The 16793-nt window shown below is 71.4% G+C and carries 16 protein-coding genes and 1 pseudogene; 10 read left to right on the forward strand and 7 right to left on the reverse strand.

Features of this window, described 5'->3' with window-relative positions:
• The first annotated feature begins 47 nt into the window (after positions 1 to 47).
• Positions 48 to 2006, forward strand: a complete 1959-nt coding sequence (locus ACZ4TR_RS22325) for an NPCBM/NEW2 domain-containing protein (RefSeq protein ID WP_465288809.1) — start codon at positions 48 to 50, stop codon at positions 2004 to 2006.
• Positions 2007 to 2091: 85 nt separating this feature from the next.
• Positions 2092 to 2211 (forward strand): annotated as a pseudogene (locus tag ACZ4TR_RS22330) (glycoside hydrolase family 27 protein); the annotation flags it as partial.
• 90 nt (positions 2212 to 2301) lie between these two features.
• Here ACZ4TR_RS22330 and ACZ4TR_RS22335 read toward each other — a convergent pair.
• On the reverse strand, positions 2302 to 3279 hold the full coding sequence (locus tag ACZ4TR_RS22335) for an ArsR/SmtB family transcription factor (protein WP_465288810.1): 978 nt from the start codon (positions 3277 to 3279) through the stop codon (positions 2302 to 2304).
• A gap of 86 nt (positions 3280 to 3365) precedes the next feature.
• Here ACZ4TR_RS22335 and ACZ4TR_RS22340 point away from each other — a divergent pair, with 86 nt between their 5' ends.
• The gene (locus tag ACZ4TR_RS22340) at positions 3366 to 3620 is read left to right on the forward strand and encodes a hypothetical protein (protein ID WP_465288811.1); all 255 of its coding nucleotides are present in this window, start codon (positions 3366 to 3368) and stop codon (positions 3618 to 3620) included.
• Here ACZ4TR_RS22340 and ACZ4TR_RS22345 read toward each other — a convergent pair.
• From ACZ4TR_RS22345 to ACZ4TR_RS22370, 6 genes are all read right to left on the reverse strand, one after another.
• A complete protein-coding gene (locus ACZ4TR_RS22345; protein WP_465288812.1) occupies positions 3566 to 4252 on the reverse strand; it encodes a GntR family transcriptional regulator in 687 nt (228 codons plus the stop codon). The genes ACZ4TR_RS22340 and ACZ4TR_RS22345 overlap by 55 nt on opposite strands.
• Before the next feature lie 4 nt (positions 4253 to 4256).
• Positions 4257 to 5042 carry an SDR family NAD(P)-dependent oxidoreductase gene (locus tag ACZ4TR_RS22350; protein WP_364519374.1) on the reverse strand — a complete coding sequence of 262 codons (786 nt, stop codon included), beginning with the start codon at positions 5040 to 5042 and terminating at the stop codon, positions 4257 to 4259.
• A gap of 2 nt (positions 5043 to 5044) precedes the next feature.
• Positions 5045 to 6784 (reverse strand): hydantoinase B/oxoprolinase family protein, encoded by a 1740-nt coding sequence (locus ACZ4TR_RS22355; RefSeq protein ID WP_465288813.1) that lies wholly within the window; start codon positions 6782 to 6784, stop codon positions 5045 to 5047.
• Positions 6781 to 8811 (reverse strand): hydantoinase/oxoprolinase family protein, encoded by a 2031-nt coding sequence (locus ACZ4TR_RS22360; protein ID WP_465288814.1) that lies wholly within the window; start codon positions 8809 to 8811, stop codon positions 6781 to 6783. Before ACZ4TR_RS22360 ends, ACZ4TR_RS22355 begins: the two co-directional genes overlap by 4 nt.
• Positions 8808 to 10403, reverse strand: coding sequence for a thiamine pyrophosphate-binding protein (locus ACZ4TR_RS22365; protein ID WP_465288980.1), 1596 nt, complete (start codon positions 10401 to 10403; stop codon positions 8808 to 8810). Before ACZ4TR_RS22365 ends, ACZ4TR_RS22360 begins: the two co-directional genes overlap by 4 nt.
• 71 nt (positions 10404 to 10474) lie before the next feature.
• On the reverse strand, positions 10475 to 11653 hold the full coding sequence (locus ACZ4TR_RS22370; RefSeq protein ID WP_465288815.1) for an NAD(P)/FAD-dependent oxidoreductase: 1179 nt from the start codon (positions 11651 to 11653) through the stop codon (positions 10475 to 10477).
• An 80-nt stretch (positions 11654 to 11733) separates the two neighbouring features.
• Between ACZ4TR_RS22370 and ACZ4TR_RS22375 the strand changes: the two genes are divergently transcribed.
• The 7 genes from ACZ4TR_RS22375 (at position 11734) to ACZ4TR_RS22405 (ending at position 16726) form a co-directional block, all read left to right on the forward strand.
• Complete coding sequence (locus ACZ4TR_RS22375) at positions 11734 to 13098, forward strand: WS/DGAT/MGAT family O-acyltransferase (protein WP_364519365.1); 1365 nt, start codon at positions 11734 to 11736, stop codon at positions 13096 to 13098.
• 115 nt (positions 13099 to 13213) lie between these two features.
• The gene (pqqA, locus tag ACZ4TR_RS22380) at positions 13214 to 13309 is read left to right on the forward strand and encodes a pyrroloquinoline quinone precursor peptide PqqA (protein ID WP_465288816.1); all 96 of its coding nucleotides are present in this window, start codon (positions 13214 to 13216) and stop codon (positions 13307 to 13309) included.
• A 3-nt stretch (positions 13310 to 13312) separates the two neighbouring features.
• A complete protein-coding gene (pqqC, locus tag ACZ4TR_RS22385) occupies positions 13313 to 13996 on the forward strand; it encodes a pyrroloquinoline-quinone synthase PqqC (RefSeq protein WP_465288817.1) in 684 nt (227 codons plus the stop codon).
• Positions 13993 to 14259 carry a pyrroloquinoline quinone biosynthesis peptide chaperone PqqD gene (gene pqqD / locus ACZ4TR_RS22390; protein ID WP_465288818.1) on the forward strand — a complete coding sequence of 89 codons (267 nt, stop codon included), beginning with the start codon at positions 13993 to 13995 and terminating at the stop codon, positions 14257 to 14259. The genes pqqC and pqqD overlap by 4 nt, the downstream gene beginning before the upstream one ends.
• Complete coding sequence (gene pqqE, locus ACZ4TR_RS22395; protein ID WP_465288819.1) at positions 14250 to 15314, forward strand: pyrroloquinoline quinone biosynthesis protein PqqE; 1065 nt, start codon at positions 14250 to 14252, stop codon at positions 15312 to 15314. Before pqqD ends, pqqE begins: the two co-directional genes overlap by 10 nt.
• Positions 15311 to 16138, forward strand: a complete 828-nt coding sequence (gene pqqB / locus ACZ4TR_RS22400) for a pyrroloquinoline quinone biosynthesis protein PqqB (protein WP_465288820.1) — start codon at positions 15311 to 15313, stop codon at positions 16136 to 16138. The genes pqqE and pqqB overlap by 4 nt, the downstream gene beginning before the upstream one ends.
• Before the next feature lie 63 nt (positions 16139 to 16201).
• Positions 16202 to 16726: an ArsR/SmtB family transcription factor gene (locus ACZ4TR_RS22405; RefSeq protein WP_465288821.1), complete on the forward strand. Its 525-nt coding sequence runs from the start codon at positions 16202 to 16204 to the stop codon at positions 16724 to 16726.
• The last annotated feature ends 67 nt before the right edge of the window (positions 16727 to 16793 follow it).

A 16793-nucleotide genomic window follows, 5' to 3' on the forward strand; every position in this document is an offset into this window, starting at 1 on the left:
TTGTTGTTGAGTGAGTTTGTGCAGAGTTGCGCACTCCTGGAGGGAACATGCGTCTTCTTGTCGGGCTCGCGGCCGCCGTCGTGGCCGCCGCGATCGCTTCTCCCCCACCCGCTCGAGCCGCCGAGCCGGCCGATGCGTCCCAGCTCGGCCAACGTCCGCCGATGGGCTGGAACAGCTGGAACAAGTTCCACTGCGACATCACCGAAGAGCTCATCCGCGAGACGGCGGACGCGATGGTGAGCTCCGGCCTGAAGGCGGCCGGCTACCAGTACGTCAACATCGACGACTGCTGGGCCGAACAGAACCGCACCGCCGACGGCAAGCTCGAGGCCAGCCACAGCCGTTTCCCCGGCGGCATCAAGGCGCTGGCCGACTACGTCCACGACCGCGGGCTCAAGCTCGGCATCTACACCAGCGCCGGCACGCTCACCTGCCAGAAGACCATGCCCGGCGGCCTCGACCACGAGGACGTCGACGCGCAGACCTTCGCCGACTGGGGCGTCGACTACCTCAAGTACGACAACTGCAACAACCAGGGCCGTCCGGCCGTCGAGCGCTACACGAAGATGGGCGAGGCGATCAAGAAGACCGGCCGCCCGATCCTCTACGCGCTCTGCGAGTGGGGCGAGAACCAGCCGTGGCTGTGGGGCAAGGACGCCGGCGCGCAGGTGTGGCGCACGACCGGCGACATCAGCGACAGCTGGAGCAGCATGACCGGGATCCTCGACAAGCAGGTCCCGCTGGCCGGTTACTCCGGCCCGGGCGGCTGGAACGACCCGGACATGCTCGAGGTCGGCAACGGCAAGATGACGACCACCGAGTACCAGGCGCACTTCGCGTTGTGGGCGCTGATGAACGCCCCGCTGCTCGCCGGCAACGACCTGCGCTCGATGTCCGACACGACGAAGAAGATCCTGGAGAACAAGGACATCATCGCGCTCGACCAGGACTGGGCGGGCAAGCAGGGCTACCGGCTCCGCGACGACGGCGACACCGAGGTCTGGACCAAGCCGATGTCCGACGGCTCGGCGGCGGTCGTGCTCTTCAACCGCGGCCTGACCGCCGCGCCGATGTCCGCCACCGCCGCCGAACTCGGCCTCGCGAAGGCTCGCGACTACCGCGTCCGCGACCTGTGGACCGGCGCCGAAACCGAGTCCACCGGCACGCTCCGGGCGTCGGTGCCGAGCCACGGCGCCGCCGTGTTCCGCGTTTGGCCCGCGAAGTTCCCGAACGCGGCCCCGCTGGCGACGCTCACCGTGCGGACGCCGGACTTCGCCGACGCCGCCAAGCCGCTCACCGCGACGCTCGAGCTGACCAACGACGGCAGCACCCCGCTCGTCGCCGCGCAGGTGAAGCTGACCGCCCCGGCCGGCTGGCAGCTCGACGGCCGCGGTGACACGCTCGTCCCGGCGGTGCCACCGGGCCGGTCCTGGCAGCGGTCCTGGACGGTCCGGCCACACTCACCCGCCGGCGACCGCGTGACCCTGACCGCGACGGCGAACTACTGGACCGCCTGGGGTGAACGCTCGTTAACGGCGGACGGGGGCGCGCCGATCGTGGTCCCGCCGGCATCAGGCGTGACGCCCCTTTCGAAGGCGGCGTGGCTTTCCGCCGAGAACGGCTACGGCCCGGTCGAACGCGGCACGAGCAACGGCGAGTCCCAGGCCGGTGACGGCCACCGGATCACCATCGGCGGCGTGCCCTACGACGACGGCCTCGGCGTCCACGCGCCGTCGCGCGTCCGGTTCTACCTCGGCGGCGGCTGCACGGCGTTCGGCGCGTCGGTCGGTCACGACGACGAAAAGGCCAAGGGCAGCGTCGCGTTCCAGGTCCTCGGCGACGGCAAGGAGCTCGCCGCGACCGGCGTCATGACGGCGGGCCTGCCCGCGCAGCAGCTCGCCGCGAACCTCGCCGGCGTCCAGGTGCTCGACCTCGTCGTCACCGACGGCGGGGACACCACCGACTCCGACCACGCCGACTGGGCGGACGCCACGATCACCTGCTGAGAGCGCGCAAATCACCCCCTCGCGCCGTCCCCGGCCACAGTCCGGGGGCGGCGTTTTCCTTCTGCCGGTCCGCGCGGCCGTCGACATGCTCGTGAGCAGCGAACTGCGGGAGGCGGGCTACACCTACGTCAACATCAGCAGCTGCTGGGCAGCGAAGACACGGGCCGCCGACGAGGCACTGCAATCGGACATCGCCAAGGACCCCAGCAGCTCGCGATCGCGGTCGACAGCGGCGGTGACGGCGCGGCGGGCGAGTTCGCCGACTGAATCGCGCCGAACCTCACCTGCTGAGCACTCACGCGCCTTCCAGGAGGACGACGGCCTGCGGGGTCCGCCGGTACAGCACATAACGGCCGTCCCGGATCTTGCTGACGAGGCCCGCGCGGTGCAGGGCGGTGAGGTGGTAGGACACGGTGCCCGCCGCGTACCCGGTCCGGGTGGCGAGCTCCGCCGTCGACCGCGCGGTTTCGAGGTCGCTCAGCAGCGCCGCCCGGGCGGCTCCGACCACCGGCGCGATCCGGCCCGGCTCGGGCGCCCCGCCGGTGCCGATCCCGTGCGCGGGGTAGCAGAGCACGACCTGGCCGGGCACGTCGACCTGGATGGTGGTGCCGGGCCAGCTGAGCACGCCGGGGGCGAGGACCAGCTCCCGGCCGCCGGCGTCGACCTCGCCGTCGAACGCCTTGACGAGGGTGATCGCGTCGCCCGCCCAGCCGACGGCGGGGTGCAACGTCCCCAGCACCGCCCCGAAGCCGCGGCTCGCGATGGTCCGCGCGCGGTGGGTGATGTCCCGGTCGAGGACCTCCTGCAGGCCGTCCCAGTCCTCGGCCAGCGCGTCGCGCCAGAACCGCGCGAGCCCGTTCGCCAGGCGCCGCGGCATCGTCCCCGACTCCGCGGCCCGGCGGGCCTTGACCGGCACCGGCCGGCGCCAGTGGGCCTGCGTGTGGGAGAGCACCTGCTCCTCGAGATCGTCCTGCGGGGTCGCCTCGATCCGCGCGATCTGCTCGTCGAGCAGGTCGCGGTGCCGGACCGCCGTGCCGGGCTGCGGGGTGAGCAGGTCGGGCGTGTAGACCTCGCCGGTGCGCGGGAGCAGGTCCAGGAGCAGGGCGACGTCCGGATGCGTGAGGGCCGCCCGGGCGAGCGGACCCGGGTCCCCGAACACGGGGTGGCGCGCCGAGCCGGCGGCGAGTTTCAGCCAGGCCAGGGACTCCGCCGCGAGCGACGGCGAAAACCGGGTCCTGGCGACCGTCTCCGCGTCGACGCGCAGCATGAACATCCGCTCGACGGTAACAGCCGCCGCGGTGGATTTGAACCGGCTCGAATCCTTTCCGGCCGGCGGCTCCCGCCCGGTTGACTGAGGCCGTGCTCCCCGGACGTGCGAGAACCCTGGCCGCTGTGGCCGCCGTGTTCCTCGCTTCGGCGCCGGCCGCGGCGGCCCAGTCCGCTCCCGCGTACGCCCGGTTGTCCGTCGTCCGCACCATCACCTGGATCGGCTGGTCGGCCGGTCCCGACGGGACGTACCGGGCCACCGTCTACCTCCGGCCGTACGTCTTCGAGGTGCCCTATGTCGCCGGTTCGCTGAGCGCCAGCAGCAACGCTTCGGCGTCGCGGAGGTAGCGGTCCAAGGTGGCCTCGGCGAGGTCGAACCGGCCGCACCGCAGCTCGCGCAGGATCCGCTCGTGGCAGTCCAGGAACGGCTCGTAGAACTCGCGCGTGTTCTCGCTGAGGACGAAGAACAACCGCGTCTCGGCGAGCACCTGGCGCATCGTCGCGGAGATGCGCTCGCTGCCGGCCAGGTCGGCCAGCGCCTGGTGGAAGTGGATGCTGGCGGTGCCGACCGCCGGCCAATCCTCGGCCGCGGCCGCCGTACGGCCGTCGCGCATGGCCTGCTCGACCGGCACCAAGTCCACAGTGGACAGCTCGGCCGCCCGCCGCAGGGCACCGCACTCGGTGGCGCGGCGGACGACGTAGAGGTCTTCGATGTCCTCCGTGGTCAGTTCGCGCACGAACACGCCGCGGTTCAGCTCGTGCACCGCCAGCCGTTCGTGGGCGAGCAGCTGGAACGACTCGCGCAGCGTGTTGCGCGAGACGCCGAGCGCCGAGCTGATCACCGGCTCGGACAGCCGTTCACCGGGGGCGAAGACGCCGTCGGTGATGTACTGGCGCAGGATCGTGGCAACCCGTTCGGCCGTGCCGCTGCGCTCGAGCAGGTGCCGCTCGCTCGCCAGCCCCGAGGGATCGACGGACACGGCGCTACCTGACGCCGAGTTCGAAGTCGAGGCTGTAGCGGTTGCCCGGCATCGCGCCCGCGGCCTTCGCGCCGTCGATCGGCAGCACGACGCCGTTGATGAACCGCGACTCGTCGCTGGCCAGGAACACGACGGCTTTCGCGACTTCCCACGCCTCGCCGACGCGCGCCGCGGGAGTGCTCGCGACGAGTTGGTGCTGCTTGGTCTCGAACTCCTCCGGCGAGTTGAGCGTGCTGCGCAGCATGTCGGTGTCGATCGCGCCGGGGTTCACCGTGTTCGCGCGGATGCCCTGGTGCGCGTGGGCGACGGCGATCGACTTCGTCAGCCCGACCAGCGCGTGCTTGGTGGCGTTGTAGACCGGGTCGCCGGGACGGCCCATGACGCCGCCGTTCGACGACGTCGTGATGATGCTGCCCGCCTTGCGCTCGATCATGTGCGGCAGCACGGCGCGGGTGCCGAGGAACGCCGCCCGCACGTTGAGCGCGAAGATGTTGTCGAACTCGGCCAAGGTCGTGTCCGCGAGCGGCTTGCCGAGGTGGATGCCGACGTTGTTGAACAGTACGTCGACGCGGCCCGCTTCGGCGAGCACGCCGTCGACGAACGCCGCCACGGCGTCCTCGTCGGTCGCGTCCACCAGGGCATGGCGGTATCCGTCGAGCTGTTCCGCGGGCTCCCGGATGTCGGACGCGAACACTGTCGCGCCCTCGGCGAGGAACTCCTTCACCGTGGCGAGGCCGATGCCCCGCGCGCCGCCGAAGACGACCGCCACCTTGCCGGCCAACCGACCCATGGTCACTTCCCCGCTCTCAGTCGTGCTGTCTGCTCTTCGTCCACCGCGTAGTCCGCGGGCAGCCGGACGAGTGTCTCCGGGTCACCGAGGAACCGCACCTCGACGCCGTACAACTCGCGCGCCGCGTCCACCGAGACGTACCCCTCGACGACGTCGTCGAGCACCGCCGCCACCGGCCGCTCGAACGGCGGCCCGTAGCCACCACCGCCGGGTAGCGTGACGTCCACAACGGATTCGCGCGCCAGCGTCACGCGGCTCTTCGCGGAGAGATCCTTCCCGGCGTGGAGCCCGAAGCGACCGGCCGCGCCAGGCTTTCCGCCGTCCACACCGGACGCCGCGGCGCGCACACGGTCGACGTTACCGTTGACGCTCCAGGACTCCTGGTCGCGCGCGGCCATCGTCGTCACCTGGCCGAGGCCGCCGCGCCACCGCCCGGCACCGCCGGAGTCCACCCGCAACTCGCGCGAACGCTGGACGAGCGGCGCCATCGTCTCGATGACCTCGGTCGGCGTCGAGCGCAGTCCGCTGGGGAAGCCGGTCGTGTTCAGGCCGTCCTTGTCGACGCGCGCACCCATGCCGCCGGTCTGGAAGACGTTGAGCATGAACCCGGGACCGCGCCAGATCGTCATCCACAGCGCGTCCGCGCTCGGCGCGATCGCGGCGCCGGGCAGGGCGCCGATCAGCAGTGACGGCAGGAAGTGCCCGATCAGGTGGCGGGACGCGACCGGGGCGGGCGGCACGCAGTTCAGCACCGACCCTTCCGGCGCGGTGACGTGCACCGGCCGGAACGACCCGGCGTTGTGCGGCACCTCCGGCGAGATCGCCGCCTTGACCGCGAACGACGCGTACGCCCGCGTGTAGTTGAGCACGACGTTGATCCCGCGACGGCTCTGCGGCGACGACCCCGCGAAGTCGAGGTGGATCTCGTCACCGTCCACAGTGGCCGTCACACGCAGGACGATCTCTTCGTCGTCGAAGCCGTCGGTGGCGATTTCGTTGGTGTAGACGCCGTCCGGCAGCTTCCGCAGCGCGTCGCGCAGGGCCTTCTCGGAGCGGTTCATGATCTCGGCGGCGACGTCGTCGAGGCTGTCGAGCCCGAACTCGTCCAGCAGCCGCAGCAGGCTCGCCGCGCCGACCTCGTTGCCCGTGACCTGCGCGTACAGGTCGCCGATGGTCTCTTCCGGGGTCCGGACGTTGGCGCGGATCAGCCGCTCGAGATCGGCGTTGACCTCGCCCGCGCGCAGGAACTTCAGGATCGGCAGGCGTAAGCCCTCTTCGAAGACCTCGTGGGCTTCGGCGGAGACGAGCCGGCCACCGATGTCCGGCGCGTGGCAGCAGGACGCGAACCACGCGACGAGCCGGCCACGCAGGAACACCGGCGTCGCGACGGTGATGTCGTTGATCTGCCCGGCGGTCTGCCACGGGTCGTTGGTCAGCAGTACATCCCCGGGTTCCAGGGTCTCCGGCGGGTAGGCCGCGACGAAGTGGTGCATGCCGGTGGCCATCGCGTTGATGTGCCCGGGCGTGCCGCCGACGGACTGGCCGATCATCTCGCCGCGCGAGTCGAACACCGCGCAGGCGAGGTCGAGCGATTCCCGGACCACGGCGGAGAAGGCCGTGTTGACCAGCGCGTTCTGCTGCTCGGCGAGAATGGAGTGCAGCCGGTTGCCGAACAGTCCGACGAGGATGGGGTCAGAGCCCGATGCCGCCTCCGCGGGAGGGAATGCGTCGGCGGGGCTCACGCCGTCACTTCCAGCGCCGCGTCACCTCGGACGACGCAGTGGGCACCGGGCGGGACGACCACAGTGGACTCGCGTTCCTCCACGATGGCCGGTCCGCCGACGCGCTCACCCGGCGTCAGGAGGTACCGGTCGAACACCGCCGTGTCGACAAATCCCCCCGCCGCCGGGAAGTAGGCCTGACGCGTACCCTTCCGCGCGTCTCCCGGCGACGCTGGGGCAGCCGGTCGCAGGGTGAGGTCCGGCACGGGACCGCTCGAGACGACCCGCCAGTTCAGCACCTCGACGCCGACCGCGGGCCCGGTGCGCCGGTACAGCGCGCGGTAGGTGGCGGTGAACTCGTCGATCAGGGCGTCCGGCCAGCTGCCCCCGCGGACCGGGACGCGGATTTCGTAGCCCTGCCCGGCGTAGCGCATCTCGGCAACGCGCCGGTGCGTCACTTCGTCCACTCCGGACTTCGCGAGCAGCGCCGTGCCCTCGGCTTCCATCTCGGCGAACAGCGCGTCGACCTGCTCCCACGCCAGATCGTGCACGGCCGCGCGCGCCGACCGGACGAAGTCGAACGCCAGCGGCGCGGTGAGGAACCCGGCCGCGCTGAGCACTCCGGCGGCGGGCGGCGCGACGACCGACGGCGCCCCGAGCGCGCGGGCGACACCCACGCCGTGCACCGGGCCCGCCCCGCCGAACGTGTACATCGGCAGCTTGGCCGGATCCTGGCCACGCTCGACGGCGTGCACGCGCGCGGCGTTCGCCATGTCCTCGTTGACGCTCGTGTGGATACCCCACGCGGCCTCTTCGACGCTCACGCCGAGCGGTCCGGCGATGCGGCTGATCGCTTCACGCGCCGCCGCGGCGTCAAGTTCCATGCCACCGCCGAGGAAGTACGCCGGGTCGAGGTAGCCGAGGACCAGGTCGGCGTCGGTCACCGTGGGCTCGGTGCCGCCGCGGCCGTAGCAAGCAGGGCCGGGTTCGGAACCGGCCGAGTCGGGGCCGACGGTCAGCAGGCCGAGCGCGTCGATCCGGGCGATCGACCCGCCGCCGACGCCGATCTCGATCATGTCGGTGACCGGCACCTGCACCGGCAGCCCGGACCCGGGCAGCAGCCGGTACTTGCGGTCCACTTCGAACTGGTGCGTGACGAGCGGCGCGCCGCCGGCGATCAGGCACAGCTTCGCCGTCGTGCCGCCCATGTCGAACGCCAGCAGGTCCGCGGGGCCCAGTGATACAGCGGCTCTCGCTCCCCCGGCCGGGCCGGACTCGAGGATCCGGATGGGGTGCCGGGCCGCGGTGTCCACAGTGGCCAGTCCGCCGTTGGAGAGCATGATGTGCGGCGCCCCGGGGATCCCGAGCCGGCGCAGCCGGTGTTCGAGGTCGCGCAGGTAGCGCTCGGTGAGGTCCTGGACGTAGACGTTCGCGACCGTGGTCGACGTCCGTTCGAACTCGCGGATCTCGGGGACGACGTCCGAGGACAGCGCGACCCTCAGTGAGGGCGCGACCTCGGCCAGGATCCCGGCCGCGCGCCGCTCGTGCGCGGGGTTGGTGAACGCGTGCAGGAAGCAGACGGCGACCGCCTCGATGCCGCGCGAAGCCAGCTCCCGCCCGAGCCGCGCGACGTACTCCTCGTCGAGTCCGATGTCGACGGAGCCGTCGGCGAGGATCCGTTCCGGGACGTCGAAGCGCAGGTGCCGCGGGACCAGGGGCTCGGGCAGCTCGAGGTGCAGGTCGTACAGCTCGTAGCGGTGCTCGCGGCGCATCTCCAGGACGTCCCGGAAGCCCGCGGTAGCCAGCAAAGCCGTGCGCGAACCCTTGCGCTCGATCAGCGCGTTCGTCACCAGCGTCGTCCCGTGCACGACCTGTTCGACGTCCGTCGCCGCGATGCCCGCGTCCGCGAGCAGCTCGGCCAGGCCCTCCTCGACCGCGCGCGCCGGCTCGTCGTGCGTGGTCAGGACCTTGCCGACCGCGACGATCCCGGTCTCGTCCACCGCGCAGAGGTCGGTGAACGTGCCACCGATGTCGACGCCGATCCTCATGTGCGGTACCACCGCGGCGAAGTGTTCAGCGGCGGCTTCAGCTTGGCCTTCACGACCAGGACGTTCGGCTCGTCCGACTTGACGAACTCGCCGAGCAGCCGCCGGAACGCCCGCCCGAACCCGGAGACGCGGTCCGCGTGCACCCCGAAGGAGCGCGCGAGGCCGACGAAGTCCGGGCTGTCCCAGTCGACTCCGCGGCGCGGGAGACCTTCGCGTTCCTGGTCGTAGCGCAGCATCCCGTAGCCGCCGTCGTCGACGAGGACGACCGTGACCGGCAGCTGTTCCTGCGCGAGCGTCGCGAGATCACCGCAGGCGTAAAGGAAACCGCCGTCGCCGGTGATGCAGATGGCTCGCCCGACGCCCGCCGCGGCGGCGCCGAGCGACGCCGGGAAGCCGTAGCCGAGGGTGCCCCAGCCCATCGGGTAGGCGAGCTTGCGCGGCGCCCGCACCCGGTGGAAGCCGCCGACCCAGTAGCCGGCGACGCACATGTCGGACACGATCACCGCGTCCGACGGCAGCACCTCGTCCAAAGTGGACAGGAAGTCGTAGGCCTGCGGCTCTTCGTCGCGGATGCGCTGGCGCACCCGGCGCCCGATACCGGCCAGCCGCAGCGTGATGTCGTTCAGGCCCGGGCGTTCCTTCGGCAGCAGCCGCTCGACGATCGCGCGCGCGTCGCCGACCAGCGTCAGGTCCGGCGGGTAGTTCTTGGCGGCGTCGTCGGCGTCGACGTTGATCGCGACCAGCTTGCGCGGCTTCGGCATCCGCCAGTTCTGCGTCATCAGGCCGTCGAAGTCGGTGCCGATGGCGAGCACGACGTCGGCCTCGTCCCACAGCTCGCCGACCTCCGGCGTGTGCACCGGGTTCGGGGCGAGGCACGGGTGGTCGAGCGGGAGCAGGCCGCGGGCGCCGAACGTGGTGATGACCGGCGCGGCGATCTTCTCGGCGAGCGCGCCGACGGCGTCCCCCGCTCCGGAGCGCAGCGCGCCACCGCCGGCCCAGATCAGCGGGCGCTCCGCATCGGACAGCATCGCCTCGGCGCGCGCGAGGTCGGGGACGTCGCCGTCGGGCTTGCGGTGCGGCGCGGGCGGACGCCGGTGCGGCACGGTCTCGCGCAGGTAGTCGGTGGGCACACCGAGGTAGACGGGTCCGCTCTGCGGCTGCAGCGCGAGCCGGGCCGCGCGGTGCACGGTGGTGCCGATCTGGTCGGCGGCCCGCACCGTGAAGCCGCCCTTGGTCACCGGCGCGAACATCGCCTGCTGGTCGGACGTCTCGTGCAGCACGCCGCGGACGACACCGGGGCGGCGCAGGGTCGAGGGGATGTCGGTGGCGATGACCAGCACCGGAGCCGCGGAGGCCATCGCTTCGCCGACCGCGCCGAGCGTGTTGGCCGCACCCGGCCCGGTGGTGACGAGGGCAACGCCGAGCTTGCCGGTCGCGCGCGCGTAGCCGTCGGCCGCGTACCCGGCGGTCTGTTCGTGGCGGACCCCGACGAGCTTGATGCGGGTCTCGGCGAGCGCCTCCCACAACGGCAGGTTGTGCACCCCCGGGAGGCCGAAAACGATCTCCGTCCCCAGCCCTTCGAGCGCGTCCACCAGCTCCCGAGCACCACTCACAGCCACGGCGCGGATACTGCCAGATCGTTGAACGATCTGGCAATCAACCCCTAGACGATGTTGTGCTCGGCCGGTGCGGTATCGGCGTTTTCGAACCGCCGGACGTCGAGCTCCGCGATGTCCACGGCCGTCGGCCGGCCCAGGTAGAGGTCCCGGACCAGCTCGCCGGTCGCCGGACCCATCTGGAACCCGTGCCCGGAGAAGCCGGTCGCGTAGAAGAACCGCGACAGCAGGACGCTTTCCCCCACGATCTGGTTGCGGTCGGGCGTCACTTCGTACAGCCCGGCCCAGGCCGCGCGGATCCCGGCGTCGAGCACGGCCGGGATCCGGCGGCCCGCCAGCTCGGCCAGGCGCGGCAGCCACTCGCCCGGTTCGTACCGGGTGCCGAAGCCCGGGAAGCCGTCGTCCTCGCTGAACGACATGGCCAAACCCGGACCCTCGCGGTGGAAGTAGAACGCCGACGGCAGCTCGATGGTCAGCGGCACCGCGTCCGGCAGCCCGGGCACCGGCCCGGTGAACACGACCTGGCGCCGGAACGGCCGTACCGGGAGGTCGAGGCCGGCCAGCTCGCCGATCCGCCCCGACCACGCGCCCGCCGCGCACACCACCGCGCCGGTCCGCACGAACCCCGCGGTCGTGTTAACGCCGGTTAACGTGTCGCCGTCACGCTCGATCCCGGTGACCTCGACGCCGGTGCGCAGCTTCGCGCCGTGTACGCGGGCCGCCTTCGCGTAGCCCTGGACTACCGCGGCCGGCGTCGCCTTCGCGTCGTCCGGCGACCAGAGCGCGGCGATGATCCCGTCCGTCTCGAGCAGCGGGAGGACACCCTTCGCCTCCACCGGATCCAGCAGGTGACTGCGGATGCCGTACTCGCGCTGCAGCTCCGAGCAATGTCCGATTGCAGCCACGTCCGCCGGGTCGGCGAGCAGGTAGAGGTAGCCGTCGCGACGGAAGTCGATCTCGGCTCCGAAGTCGCGCGCGAAGGCGCTGTACGCCGCGAGCCCGCGCAGTCCCAGCTCGACGTTCACGCGGCTGGTGAACGACGACCGGATGCCGCCCGCGGCCTTCGCCGTCGAGCCCTCGCCGAGCCCGCCGCGCTCCAGCAGCAGGACGTCGACACCGGCTTCCGCCAAGCGGAACGCGCAGCTCACCCCGATCACCCCGCCGCCGATCACGACGCACTCGGCCATCGGTGGCAAGGACGTTTCCCCGGCGCCGCGGACGGTCATACTCGCCAATGTAGAACGTGATCCACCGCCGGCCACCGAGCGCGTAGAGTCGGCGTGCCGAGCGCGGAAGGTGATGTCCCATGGCGATGATGCCCGTGACCGACTCGATGTTCCTCCTGGTCGAAACGCGCGAGCATCCGATGCACGTGGGCGGTCTGCAGCTGTTCAAGAAGCCCGACGGCGCCGGGCCGGACTATCTGCGGGACATCCGCCGTTCGCTGCTCGAGTCGGACAACATGCGGTCGGTGTTCCAGCGCCGCCCGGCCCGGCCGGTCAACACGATGGGCCACGTGGCGTGGAAGGCCGAGACCGATCTCGAGCTCGACTACCACTTCCGGCACTCGGCGTTGCCGCAGCCGGGCCGCATCCGCGAGCTGCTGGAGCTGACGTCCCGCTGGCACAGCACCCTGCTCGACCGGCACCGGCCGCTGTGGGAGACGCACCTCGTCGAGGGGCTGGCCGACGGCCGGTTCGCCGTCTACACCAAGGTCCACCACGCGCTGATGGACGGCGTCTCGGCGCTGCGGCAGCTGCAGGGCACGCTGTCGGACGATCCGGCGGACCTCGATTGCCCGCCGTGGTGGGGCAGCCGGCGCAAACCGGGCGAAGGCCGCGTCAAGACCCAGCGATCGTTCCTGCAGAGCGCGGGCAAGACCGTCAACCAGCTCGCCGGGCTGGCGCCGGCCGCGATGAAGGTGGCGCGCGAAGCGTTCGGCGAGCACACGGTGACCCTGCCAGGGCAGGCGCCGCGGACGATGTTCAACGTGCCGATCGGGGGCGCGCGGCGGTTCGCGGCGCAGTCGTGGTCGCTCGACCGCGTGCGTCAGGTGGCGACGGCCGCCGGGGTGTCGCGCAACGACGTCGTGCTCGCGATGTGCTCGGGCGCGTTGCGGGACTACCTCATCGAACAGCGCGCGCTGCCGGACGCGCCGCTGGTCGCGATGGTGCCCGTGTCGCTGCGCCGCCAGAACGATCCGGGCGAGGCCGCGGGCAACAACATCGGCGCGCTGCTGTGCAACCTCGCCACCGACCTGCCGGACGCGGGCAAGCGGCTCGTCACGATCCACCAGTCGATGCGCAACGGCAAGCGGCTGTTCTCGGAGCTGACGCCGTTGCAGACGTTGCTGTTATCGGCCGTTAACGTCGCGCAGCTCGGCGTCTCGCCGATCCCGGGCGTCGTCAACAACACGCGGCCGCCGTTCAACCTCGTCATCTCCAACGTGCCGGGGCCGCGCAAGCAGATGTACTGGAACGGCGCGCAGCTCGACGGCATCTACCCGGCGTCGGTCCTGCTCGACGGTCAGGCCGTGAACATCACGCTGACGAGCAACGGTGACCACCTCGACTTCGGCATCACCGGCTGCCGCCGCAGCGTGCCGCACCTGCAGCGGATCCTGACACACCTCGACACAGCCTTGGTGGAACTCGAAGCTGCGGTAAAGTAACCCGCTCACCGGCACGCCCGCTCCCCCGTCGGAAGGAATCTTTCCGAACTGGCTGGTCAGCCGCCTTCGCCCGCTCTTAGGGTGGCGGCGATCAGTTCCCGGAGAGGAGCAGGAAATGGCCGAATCCGTTGAGGTGTGGACGACTCCCGACTTCGTCGAGTACGAAACTCCCATGGAGGTGACCGCCTACGCGGCCCGCCTGGCGGACTGACCGGTGCCCGTCGAGCCGCTCGCGGAAAGCGCGTTCATCGGGGCCCTGCGCGGTCTTTCGGACCGCTACTGGGGCACGCACCCGTTCCACCGCCGGCTGCACGCGGGCGAGCTCGACGAGCGGGAGCTGCGGATCTGGGCGGCCAACCGCTGGTACTACCAGGGTCAGTTGCCGCAGAAGGACGCGGCGATCATCAGCAACTGCCCGCTGCCGGAGATCCGGCGCCAGTGGCTCGACCGGATCGTCTACCACGACGGCCCGCACGCCGGCACCGGCGGAATCGAACGGTGGCTGCGGCTTTGCGAGGCGGTCGGGCTGGAGCGGGAGGAAGTGCTCGACGAGCGGCACGTCGCTCCCGGCGTCCGGTTCGCCGTAGACGCCTACGTGACCTTCGCGCGGACGAAGCCGTGGTGGGAAGCCGTCGCTTCCGGGCTCACCGAGATGTTCGCCGGGCACCTGATGCAGCAGCGCGTCGCCGACATGCTCGCGCACTACCCGTGGATCGCGCGCGCGGACCTCGATTACTTCACCCACCGCATCGACCAGGTCTCCGGCGAGGGCAAGGACACGCTCGACATCGTGGTCCGCCACTGCGTCACGCGCGAGCAGCAGGACCGCGCGATCGCCGCACTGTCGTTCAAGTGCGACGTCCTGCGGTCCATGCTCGACGCGATCGAGCGCGCATGATCGCCGCCGGCTCCGTTCCCGCGTTGCGCCGCGGCGTACGGCTGTCCTTCGACCACGTCCGGGAGACGCACGTCCTGCTGTTCCCCGAAGGCGTGCTGGTGCCGAACGCCACCGCGGCCGCGGTGCTCGAACTCTGCGACGGCGCGCGGACCGTCACCGCCATCACCGCGATGCTCGGACGGCGCTTCACCGGCGTCCGGGAGCAGGACGTCCTCGACGTGCTGGCGCGGCTCGGCGAACGGCGGGTCGTCGCATGGACGTGACCCCGCCGCTCGGCCTGCTGGCGGAGCTGACCCACCGCTGCCCACTGCACTGTCCTTATTGCTCGAACCCGGTTTCACTCGTCTCGCGCGACGCCGAACTGTCCACTGCGGACTGGGTTTCGGTGCTCTCGCAAGCGCGTGAGCTGGGCGTGCTGCAGGTGCACCTGTCCGGTGGCGAACCGCTGGCCCGGGCCGACTTGCCGGTCTTGGTCGCGCACGCGAGTTCGCTCGGGTGCTACGTCAACCTCGTCACGTCCGGACTCGGCCTGACGTCCGCGCGGCTCGACGATCTGGTGTCGCGCGGACTCGCGCACGTCCAGCTGTCGGCGCAGGGCGCGACACGGGAGCGGTCCGATCTACTGGCCGGTGCGCGGGCGTTCGACCACAAGCTCGCCGCGGCCGCGCTGGTGAAGGCGTCCGGGCTGCCGCTGTCCTTGAACGTGGTGCTGCACCGGCGCAACCACGACCAGCTGGCCGGCATCATCGAGCTGGCCGAGCGGATGGGCGCGGACCGGCTGGAGCTGGCGAACACCCAGTACTACGGCTGGGCGCTGCGCAACCGCGAAGCTCTGATGCCGACTCCTTCGCAGCTCGCCGCCGCCGAGCCGGTGGTGCGCGCGGCCGTCTCGCGATTGCGCGACACGATGGAAATCGTCTACGTCGTCGCCGACTACCACGAGCCGTATCCGAAGCCGTGCATGTACGGGTGGGGCGCGCGGCAGCTGACCGTGGCACCGGACGGAACCGTGCTGCCGTGTCCGGCGGCGTCGGCGATTTCGACGCTTTCGCTGTCCAACGTCCGCGACACACCGCTCGCCGAGATCTGGTACCAGTCCTCGTCGTTCAACGCCTACCGCGGCGAGGACTGGATGAGCGAGCCGTGCCGGACGTGCGACCGTCGCGGTGTCGACTTCGGCGGCTGCCGCTGCCAGGCGTTCCTGCTCACCGGCGACGCCGCGGCGACCGATCCGGTGTGCTCGCGGTCGCCACAGCGAGAGGTCGTGGATCTCGTCTTGACCCGGCCGCCGGAATCCGACCTGGTCATGCGCCGGTGAAGGTGATCCTGCTCGGCACCGCGGCCGGCGGCGGATGTCCACAGTGGAACTGCGCGTGCCGCCTGTGCACGGCCGGGCTGCCTCCGCGCACCCAGGACTGCGTCGCGATCAGCTCGGACGGCGCCGGCTGGTACCTGCTCAACTGTTCGCCGGACATCCGGGCCCAGATCCTTTCGACGCCGGCCCTGCGAGCGGGGCCGGGCCCGCGTGAGATCCCGTTGCGCGGAGTGCTGCTGACCGACGCCGAACTCGACCACACGCTGGGCCTGCTGATGCTGCGTGAGGCCGGCGGGCTCCCGGTGTTCGCGCCGGACGCGGTGCTGGACGCGCTGTCGCCGGTGCGCGCGATCATCGACGGCTACGGCGGCTGGACGTCTCTCGTGGACCTGCCCGGACTGCGGGTCGACGTGCTGCCGGTGAGCGACAAGAAACCGAAGTACGTCTCCTCCGGCGGGGCGGGTCCGCGGGTCGTCGCCTACCGCATCTCGGACCTGCTGACCGGCGGCGTGCTGGTGTACGCACCGTGCCTGAAGAGCTGGCCCGACGGATTCGACTCGTTCGTGGAGGGCGCTTCGCTGGTCCTGCTGGACGGCACCTTCTACGCACCGGACGAGATGGCCGGCGTCGGCGGCCCGGACCAGCTCGCGATGGGGCACCTGCCGATCACCGCGAGCCTGGCCCGGATCGCCGGGAGGCCCGGACGCTGGGCGTTCACGCACGTTAACAACACGAACCCGGTCCTGGACCCGGCCTCGGAAGAGCACGCGGCCGTGCGGTCCGCCGGCGCACTGCTCCCAGCGGATGGCGCCACGTTCTCGCTCTAGGCGTTTCCTCCGCGCCACTGAGACCCCCAAATAACTCTTTGACGGTCGTGGCAGGCTGGCGCCATGCCCCACGACAACCTGCGTGTACTGGCGCACCCGCTCCGCATGCGGATCCTGTCGCTCCTGACGGGAGCGGCGATGAGCGCGGCCGAGGCGGCGCGCGAGCTGGGCGGAACGCAGGCGAACATCAGCTACCACCTGCGCCGCCTGCACGAGGCGGGCCTGCTGGACGTGGCGGAGGAGATCACCATCCGCGGCGGCCGCGCGAAGCGGTATCGCCACGACCCGGAGTCGGGCCGCCGCTTGACGACGCGCGACCCGGCGGAGGAGCAGTTGCTGGCGAAGGCGGTCGCGGGCGAGTTGCTGCGGCGGGCCGGGTCCCGGGCCCCCGGCCGGCGAGCGTCGTTGACGGACGCGGAGCTGTGGGTGGACCCCGCGATCTGGGCGCGCCTGCTCGAGCGGGCATCGGAGCTGAGCCAGGAACTCCACGCCGCGGCCCAGCCACCGCGGTCGCCGGGGACGGTCCGGGTCAGCGCGAGTGTGGCGCTGTTCGAGCTCGCGGAAGACAGCCGGACCGCATCTCCGTGAGCGTCTTGGTCGCGCCGGTCCAGCCTGAGCCGTTCACAGCGGCCGGCCTCGGTCGCACCGGTGCAGT

Source organism: Amycolatopsis sp. NPDC028719 (assembly GCF_055565395.1).